The 6,798-nt window shown below is 35.4% G+C and carries 7 protein-coding genes and 1 tRNA gene; 7 read left to right on the top strand and 1 reads right to left on the bottom strand.

Annotated elements, in window-relative coordinates:
- Nucleotides 1-196: hypothetical protein (locus YW9_RS13585; RefSeq protein ID WP_026194014.1), on the top strand; the 196-nt coding region annotated here is incomplete at its 5' end.
- A 112-nt stretch (nucleotides 197-308) separates the two neighbouring features.
- Here YW9_RS13585 and YW9_RS0111715 read toward each other — a convergent pair.
- A tRNA-Ala gene (locus tag YW9_RS0111715) sits at nucleotides 309-382 on the bottom strand.
- A gap of 139 nt (nucleotides 383-521) precedes the next feature.
- Here YW9_RS0111715 and YW9_RS0111710 point away from each other — a divergent pair.
- The 6 genes from YW9_RS0111710 (at nucleotide 522) to YW9_RS0111685 (ending at nucleotide 6,521) form a co-directional block, all read left to right on the top strand.
- Nucleotides 522-1,328: a sulfite exporter TauE/SafE family protein gene (locus YW9_RS0111710; protein WP_018280361.1), complete on the top strand. Its 807-nt coding sequence runs from the start codon at nucleotides 522-524 to the stop codon at nucleotides 1,326-1,328.
- Nucleotides 1,329-1,473: 145 nt separating this feature from the next.
- Nucleotides 1,474-2,889, top strand: a complete 1,416-nt coding sequence (locus YW9_RS0111705; RefSeq protein ID WP_026194013.1) for an MBL fold metallo-hydrolase — start codon at nucleotides 1,474-1,476, stop codon at nucleotides 2,887-2,889.
- Nucleotides 2,890-3,140: 251 nt separating this feature from the next.
- Nucleotides 3,141-3,911 carry an enoyl-CoA hydratase/isomerase family protein gene (locus tag YW9_RS0111700; RefSeq protein ID WP_018280359.1) on the top strand — a complete coding sequence of 257 codons (771 nt, stop codon included), beginning with the start codon at nucleotides 3,141-3,143 and terminating at the stop codon, nucleotides 3,909-3,911.
- Nucleotides 3,908-4,111, top strand: a complete 204-nt coding sequence (locus tag YW9_RS0111695; protein ID WP_018280358.1) for a hypothetical protein — start codon at nucleotides 3,908-3,910, stop codon at nucleotides 4,109-4,111. Before YW9_RS0111700 ends, YW9_RS0111695 begins: the two co-directional genes overlap by 4 nt.
- 19 nt (nucleotides 4,112-4,130) lie before the next feature.
- Nucleotides 4,131-5,573, top strand: coding sequence for a DUF4419 domain-containing protein (locus tag YW9_RS0111690; RefSeq protein WP_018280357.1), 1,443 nt, complete (start codon nucleotides 4,131-4,133; stop codon nucleotides 5,571-5,573).
- A gap of 294 nt (nucleotides 5,574-5,867) precedes the next feature.
- A complete protein-coding gene (locus tag YW9_RS0111685; protein WP_018280356.1) occupies nucleotides 5,868-6,521 on the top strand; it encodes a hypothetical protein in 654 nt (217 codons plus the stop codon).
- Nucleotides 6,522-6,798: the final 277 nt, after the last annotated feature.

The raw sequence follows: 6,798 nt of genomic DNA, 5'->3' as shown, positions 1-6,798 counted from the left end.
AAATTCCGCACCCTTTGAAGATAACCACGCAGGAAATTCCGCACCCTTTGAAGATAACCACGCAGGAAATTCCGCACCCTTTGAAGATAACCACGTAGGAAATTCCGCACCCTTTGAAGATAAAATGAAAAATAAGCACATTTGGATATGCTTATTTTTTCGTTTTTGTAATATTATTGATGTAAACTTGATTTAAAGTGTTTTGTCTTTACATATACAAATAAATAAAGACCAAAACAGTGTAGTCCCTATTTTAGTCCCTTTATTTTTTTAATTGATTGAATTTTAGTTTGTTATTTTAGTGAAAGTGGAGAAGATGGGGCTCGAACCCACGACCTCTTGCATGCCATGCAAGCGCTCTAGCCAACTGAGCTACATCCCCAATGAGGCACAAAGGTATGATAAAAATTTAAATTAAATCACTTTTTGCAAATAAAATTAGAAAAATGTTGATGTGTAACTTTGGTTGCTGTCAAACTTAAATATGTGATTTATTTTTGCCCCGTAAAACATCAAAAAGTATGGAAGCAGAGATTATAGGGTATGTTTTAGCTATTTTGATAGGAATCTCTCTGGGATTGGTAGGTAGTGGGGGGTCTATTCTTACTCTGCCTATTTTAGTATATTTGATGGGTGTAGAGCCTGTTTTAGCCACAGCATATTCGTTGTTTATTGTTGGAGTTACGTCTTTTGTAGGAGGAATTAAAAATGCTTTTTTGGGAAGGATTGATTTTAGAAGTGTGATAATTTTTGGATTACCTTCTGTTTTAGCGGTTTATTTCAGTAGAGCTTTTTTATTACCTCTAATACCTGATGTTCTTTTCAGAATAGATTCATTAGTTTTTACCAAATCAATGGGTTTGATGGTTCTTTTTGCAATCGTGATGATTTTAGCATCAGTTTCAATGCTTGGTCCAAAAAAGAAATACCAAGAAAATGAAGATGCTGAAATTCGTTATAATTATCCTATGATTTTGTTAGAAGGTATAGTTGTTGGAGTGCTTACGGGACTTGTTGGAGCTGGTGGAGGATTCTTGGTAATTCCTGCTTTGGTACTCCTTGCTAAAATGCCCATTAAACTTGCCATAGGAACGTCTCTGTTTATCATTGCAATAAAGTCGATATTAGGCTTTATAGGTGATTTACAAAATTATTCCGAAATTATTGATTGGAAATTACTTCTAATTTTTTCATTTCTTTCTGTTTTGGGGATTTTTGTAGGAGTGTTTCTTTCCAGAAAAATTGATGGTACTCGTCTAAAATCTATTTTTGGATGGTTTGTATTAGTTATGGGGGTGTATATTTTTATAAAAGAATTATTTCTATAGAGAATATTCAATGTAAATACAATTCAGAAGAATGTTAATAGATATTAATAAAAAAAATATGGTAAAGAAAGTTATTTGCACAATTCTAAGTTTGCTAGGATTATGCACACTTCAAGCGCAGAATAATAATATAAAATCAAATACTATGAAGGTAGAACAAATTTATACGGGCTGTTTAGCTCAAGGAGCTTATTACATTGAAAGTGATGGAGAAGCGGTTGTGATTGATCCACTTCGTGAGGTAAAATCTTACATTGAAAAAGCAGAAAAGGACAAAGCAAAAATAAAATACGTACTGGAGACGCATTTTCACGCAGATTTTGTAAGTGGGCATATTGATTTGGCAGAAAAAACGGGAGCTACTATCGTTTTTGGACCTACGGCGAAGCCTCATTTTAAGGCTCACGTAGCAGAAGATGGCGAGATTTTGAAAGTAGGGAGAGTTCGCATTAAAGTAATTCACACGCCAGGGCACACAATGGAAAGCACTTGTTATTTACTTATTGATGAGAAAGGAAAAGAAGTTGCTCTATTCACTGGAGATACCCTTTTTATAGGTGATGTGGGACGTCCTGACTTGGCTCAGAAGGTAGTAGCAGATTTAACTCAAGAGAAATTGGCTGGGCATCTGTACGAATCTCTTCAAAATAAGATAATTCCTCTTTCCGATGATATCATCATCTACCCAGCACACGGTTCAGGTTCGGCTTGTGGCAAGAACATTAGCAAAGAAACAAGTGATACACTTGGAAATCAAAAGAAAACGAATTATGCCCTTCAGCCAATGACAAAGGAGGAGTTTATCGTAAAGGTATTACACGGATTGATGCCTCCTCCTGAGTATTTCCCTGAAAATGTGTTGATGAATATAAAAGGATATGAGAGCATTGACCAGGTGTTGAAGAAGGGACTCAGGGCACTGTCTCCCAACGAATTTGAAAAGGAAGCGAATTTCACAGGAGCTTTGGTCTTGGATACACGTGCTCCTCAAGTATTTGCCAAAGAACACATTCCTAATGCGATAAATATTGGTATTGATGGTAGTTTTGCTCCGTGGGTGGGAGCATTAATTCCAGATATCAAGCAAGAAATTCTTATCGTGGCAGAGCAAGGAAGAGAAGAAGAGGTGGTAACCCGATTGGCACGTGTAGGTTATGATAATAGCATTGGTTTTCTTGAAGGAGGATTTGAATCGTGGAAACAAGCAGGAAAAGAGATAAATCGCATAGAGTCAATTACACCCAAAGAGTTAGTACAAAGAATAAAGGACAATCCCGATGTACAAATTTTGGATGTACGTAAGCCCAACGAACATATTTCTGAACACGTAATAGGTGCAAAGAATACACCACTTGATTATATCAACAACTACATTTCTGAAATAGATAAAGACAGGACATATTTTGTGCATTGTGCAAGTGGTTATAGGTCTATGGTGTTTATTTCTATCCTTAAAGCAAGAGGATACGACAATTTGATTGACATACAAGGAGGATTTAAAAGTATAAAAGCTTCAGAAGAGTTGAAAATTAGTCCTTTTGTTTGTCCAACAACTTTATAAATCGTTTTTTAGTAAGGCTTTACTAAGGCAAGAAACAATCAACGAAATGAAATTATGAGATAAAGCCTGTATAGTTTAGACAAATATTCATAAATCGTGAAAATCCCTAAGGAAAAGAAATTTTCTCTTGGGGGTTTTTCATTAAGGGGGTTATTCGTTTCAGTAATGAGTTTTAATTGATAAATCTAAAAAAATAAACCAAAGCACGATAATCTGTAAAAATATTACTACTTTTGAAAAAAAATGAAATTATGACAACAGACAGACAAAACGGCTCTTTATATGCTAAAATTGAAAATAAAGTTGCCACCATTGAGTTTGGGCATCCCAATGCGAATTCTTTTCCGTTGGAACTTTTGGAGCGACTTGCTCAAGAGTTAAACGTGCTTTCTAACAATCCTGAAGTTGCTATCATCTTGCTCAAAAGTGAAGGCGACAGAGCTTTCTGTGCAGGAGCTTCGTTCGATGAATTGTTAGCAATAGAAACTGAAGCTGAGGGGAATCGGTTTTTTAATGGTTTTGCTAATCTTTTTTTGGCGATGCGTGAATGCAAAAAGCTCATCATTGGGCGTGTACAAGGCAAAGCTGTTGGCGGAGGGGTAGGACTTATCGCAGCGTGTGACTATGTGTTTGCGGTTGAGGCTGCCACCATTCGCTTATCGGAGCTTTCGCTGGGTATTGGTCCTTTTGTGATTGCTCCTGTAATCCTAAGAAAAGCTGGACAAGCCGCACTTAATGAGCTTTTTATGGCTCCCGACCAATGGAAGAACGCCTATTGGGCTCAGCAAAAAGGACTTTACGCAAGGGTGTTTGAAAATAGCAAAGAAATGGACGAAGCTATCGGATATTTCTTAGAAAAATTGTTGCAATCCAATCCAGTAGCACTTTCCGAGATGAAACGTATCACTTGGCAACACACCGAACATTGGCTCGAGGAGCTTCCGAAGAATGCTGAAATCTCAGGAAAACTCGTACTTTCCCAACAAACCAAACAAATGTTAGCAAAATTCAAAAATCGATGATACTTTTATTACAAAACCCAAAGCAAGAACAGCATTTAGAACAAATTAAACAAAAAATTGCTGAAGCTCCCGATAGTACTTATGAAATTAGTTTAATAATAGGTAGCTTTCTTCCTGTTATTGTACTAAGTTTGCTTGCGTACCTTTTATATTCATATATGAAAAACCGAGCAAATAAAGACCCTGAAATGTTTGATTGATTTTTTAAACATCAGAAAAATGAAAAAGATAATACTAACTTTGGTAATGAGCTACTTTGTGGTGTTTTCTTTGGCTCAGGAGGGAGTGACCTTTCAGGTTGAAGAACTTTCTAAGCCTGAAAAGGCACTTGATGTAAAAGCATATGAAGAAATTTATGAAGAGTTGATTTTAAAGGATTACGAGCTTAGAAAATGGGACGTTAAAGATAGAAAACTAAAGGTACAGTACGATATTTTAGCCAAAAGTAACGCTCCCGATAGCTTGGTCAGCTTTGGATATCACTCATTTTTTAACGGAATGTACACTGCTTACGCCGACCATCGTCCCTTTGTGCTTTCGCCCGATATGATGTGGTTGTTAATTAGCCAAGGTTTCGCTCGGCATATTCATTCCAATCCCGAAAAATACAGAAAATACTTTGTAGATTTCAAAGGAAAGACTTCTTTGGTGGTTCTGTCCGAAACAGATTTGCTCCACGAGACAAATCCTACCCGATGGGAAGCCGTTTTTAACGAATTTGATTCGCAAATGGCAAAACATACAGGTAAAGAAATCATAGATTTGCTCACTGCAAACTTCTCAACTACGGGAATTACCGAAAAAGTAGCTTCACAAATCAATGTAATGAAAGCGATGGAGCCTTATTTCGAGTTTGTGGTGCTATATATAGCTTGCGGTATCCCTGAAATCACTTTACAAGGAAACACAGAAGATTGGAAAAAGGTACTCGATAAGGCACAAAAGCTCAAAAAATACGATTTGGCTTGGTGGATTGATGAAATAGAACCTCTTTTGAAAGAATTTATTAATGCTTCCGAAGGAAAGGTGAACAAAAAGTTTTGGCAGAATATGTTTAAGTATCACACAAAAAAACAATACGGGGCACCAAAGGTTATTGATGGCTGGATTGTTAAATTCTTTCCTTATGACAAGGACGGAAAGCGTAATAATTTAAAATCGCTTAACGGAACTTCAAGCCTTCCTGAGGAAATGGTAAAAATAGATGTAAAATACATCCAAACGGGTAACGGACAAACTACTGAAACAATGTTGGAACTTTGGAGTGGATTCGTAGGGCTCAAACAAGACCCCAAAACCTTTGCCCTAACACCTCAAATCAGTTGGATGGTTCGGAAAAAAGATGTAAATAATTCCTTTTTACTTCAAAAAATTAAAAGTGATAATGACTCATACAAAATACAATTAAGAGTAGATGAAGTTCCTGAAATACTCAAAGAATTAAAGGAGATAAATAAATTGGATTTATACTTCAATAAGAAAGTTTCTATCCCCGAATGGTTAAAAAACATTCCTATTAAAGAATTATCTATCTATGGAGATATTTCTCAACAAGAAAAAGAAAAGATACTTAAATGGTTTGATGCTTCAACGATTATCAGTATAAACAGAGAATCGTATAAAAATGGAAAACCTATTGATGGAATTAGGATTGTACCTTAGTTTTTGAACAAACATATCTTTTTTGAGTTATTTCAACACAAAATAAATTTCGTACAGGTTAAAATGAACATAGTACAGACCAAAATGAAGTAGGTACAATAGGAAATGAAGTGCGTACAGAGTAATATAAAGTCCGTACAATAGGAGATAAAGCAAGTTTATAGGAAAATTAATTTGATACGTCAGGAAATGAAGCTATTTTCTATCAAAAAAGAAGTAATTTGGAACAATTTTTGCTGTAAAAAGATGAAATAGATAATAAAAATAAATAAAAAACTTTAAAAAATAATAATTATGGGGCAAAAAAGACTTACAATCGAAGCGTTCCACAACTATGGAGCCATTTTTGAGAACATCAGCAAGAACGAACTGCTCAAAAATGAGCTGGCAGAGTACGGCTATGATGACCAAGAAATTGCTAAAGGCAAGGTTCTTTACGACAATGCAGCACAAAAACTTGACCTGAACAAAACAGAATCAGCTGAAGAAAAGATAGCCTACGACACGTTCAGCAAAAAGTTTGAAGAGCTGAAAAAAACGTACACCACCGACCGCAAAAAAGCAAAAATCATCTTTAAAGAGGAAGATACTATCCTTATTGTATTGGCAATTAAAGGCGTTATGAGTATCCGAATTAATGGATTACTTGAGGATATTGATACCTTCTATAAGCAATTACAAGCAAAGGAGGAACTTCGTACACCTTTAAAGAGACTTAAAATTACCGATGAGCATATTGCTGAGCAACTCAAAGCACTAACGGAAGTACGACAAGCCTATTTGCAATATACCAATGAAAAAGGTGAAAGCCAACAGGCAACCAAGAACAAAGATGCCGCATTTGCCGAGTTAGAGAAGTGGGTACGCGAATTTTATAGCATTGCTAAAATCGCACTGGAAGACCAACCCCAATTATTGGAAAGTCTTGGCAAGTTTATGAGGAACTAATTTAAAGTAAAGACGCTCAATCGAGCGTCTTTTATTGTATTAAAAATATTTTATAAGAAATACATCTCACAAACTAATAAAAAATTGTAGATTTGTACCTAACAAATCAAACAACTTATCAGCCTTAAATTAAAAAATGTGAAGTTAAGCAATATAATGAGTACTATCAAACTAAGCAAAGTTGAAGTCTTGTGCATAAATAGCTTAAATTTTACTCAGCTTAGCGTCTTAATTGATTGTATATTTGTCACAATGTTTGAATAATATTTAATAAATT

The sequence above is a fragment of the Capnocytophaga cynodegmi DSM 19736 genome (assembly GCF_000379185.1).
Lineage (GTDB): Bacteria > Bacteroidota > Bacteroidia > Flavobacteriales > Flavobacteriaceae > Capnocytophaga > Capnocytophaga cynodegmi.
Note: the sequence above shows the minus strand (reverse complement) of the source record. Positions and strands in the feature narration are given on the sequence as shown.